Source organism: Streptomyces sp. NPDC057654, assembly GCF_042800135.1.
GTDB lineage: Bacteria > Actinomycetota > Actinomycetes > Streptomycetales > Streptomycetaceae > Streptomyces.
In genome coordinates this window covers 1-1,434 of record NZ_JBHVHQ010001357.1, presented here as the reverse complement: position 1 = coordinate 1,434, position 1,434 = coordinate 1, and the positions used below count along the sequence as shown (strand labels likewise).

Here is a 1,434-nt window from a genome sequence, read left to right as displayed (position 1 = left end):
CCATCTCCACCACGGTCTGGTTGACGCTGCCGCCCTCGAAGATCCGGGAGGCCCCGGCGGTGAGGGAGGTCAGGCCGGAGGCGACCGCGGCCAACTGGTCGGCGCGGTCGCGCGGGAAGCCTTCGGACATCGCCAGTAGCAGTCCGTCGGCGGAGACCACCACCGTGTGGGACACCCCCGGGGTGTTGTCCACGAAGTTGGTGATCAACCAGTTCAGGTTCTGCGCCGCCTGGCTCATCGGACTCAACTAACGCTCCTGCTGGTAAGTGGGGTCAATGCCGTGGTTGCCGGTGGTCTGGCCGTTGCCGGCCTGACGCCCCTGCTGGATACCGCGGCGAAGATTGGTCAGCCGCCCGCGCACGTCATCCGGCGCCCGGGAGACCTGCGGACCGGTCGGATGGGACTGCTGCTGTGCCGTCCCCTCCACGAGATTCGCCCGCGGCACGCGCCGCGGCAGCCCGGACGACGTGATGCCGCCCGCGGCCGGTTCGCGTATCTGCTCGGCCCGCCGCCAGCGCTCGTCGTTGGGCGAGCTGCGCCAGCTGTCGTTGGGGGCCGCCGGTTCCATGCCCGGGCCCTGGCCCAGTTCCTGGTCCTGGCCTTGCGGCTGTCCCTGGTCCTGGCCCGGCATCGGCTGCTGGAACAGGTCCTGCGGCTCGCGCCGCGGCAGGCCCGGCGCGGGCGCCTGCGGCGTGGGCTGCGACGGCACGGAACCGGAGTCCTCGCGGGCGCCGCTGAACCAGTCCGTCTCCAGCGCCTCGAACAGCGGCGTCCGACCGTCCCCGGGCCCGGCGGGAGGCAGCGCGCCTTCCTGCCCGGGGACGGGGAACTCGCCGCTGTGGCCCTCGTGCCGACCGTGCTGCGCACCGCCCGGCTGCCCACCGCGGACGGGGAGCGGGCCTTGCGGGAACTGGCCGGTGTCGGAGGGGTCGCCCTGCTGACCGGGCTGCCCCTGCTGTCCTGGCTGTCCCGGCTGGGCGTACTCGCCCGTGTCGCCGGGCCCGCCGATGCGCGGGAACTGCGAGGTCTCGCCGGGCCCGTTGCCACCCTGGCCGGGCTGCGCGAACAGGCCGGTGTCGTTACGTCCGGGCTGGCCGGGCTGACCTGGCTGTGCGAACTGGCCGGTGTCGCCGCGTGCGTCGCGACCGGGCTGGGCGTACTCGCCCGTGTCGCCGGGGCCGCCGATGCGGGGGAACTGCGCGGTCTCGGCGGGGCCGCCGTCGAACTGGCCGGGCTGGGCGAACTGGCCGGTGTCGTTACGCGCCCCCTGACCGGGCTGCGCGAACCGACCCGTGTCCTGGGGACCGCCATGGCCGCCCTGGCCGGGCTGCGCGAATTCGCCGGTGTCGTTACGTCCGGGCTGGCCGGGCTGACCTGGCTGTGCGAACTGGCCGGTGTCGCCGCGTGCGTCGCGACCGGGCTGGGCGTACTCGC

General features: G+C 74.3%; 2 protein-coding genes and 1 pseudogene. 1 reads left to right on the top strand and 2 read right to left on the bottom strand.

What is annotated here, in order from left to right; all coding sequences use genetic code 11:
• Both ACFU99_RS43600 and ACFU99_RS43595 read right to left on the bottom strand, forming a co-directional pair.
• A partial coding sequence (locus ACFU99_RS43600) for a roadblock/LC7 domain-containing protein (RefSeq protein ID WP_384404314.1) occupies positions 1-238 on the bottom strand: 238 nt, incomplete at its 3' end.
• Between the two features lie 9 nt (positions 239-247).
• Positions 248-709, bottom strand: coding sequence for a hypothetical protein (locus tag ACFU99_RS43595; protein WP_384404312.1), 462 nt, complete (start codon positions 707-709; stop codon positions 248-250).
• Between the two features lie 129 nt (positions 710-838).
• On the opposite strand from ACFU99_RS43595, the pseudogene ACFU99_RS43590 reads away from it, so the two are divergent.
• Positions 839-1,434, top strand: a pseudogene (locus ACFU99_RS43590) (hypothetical protein); the annotation flags it as partial.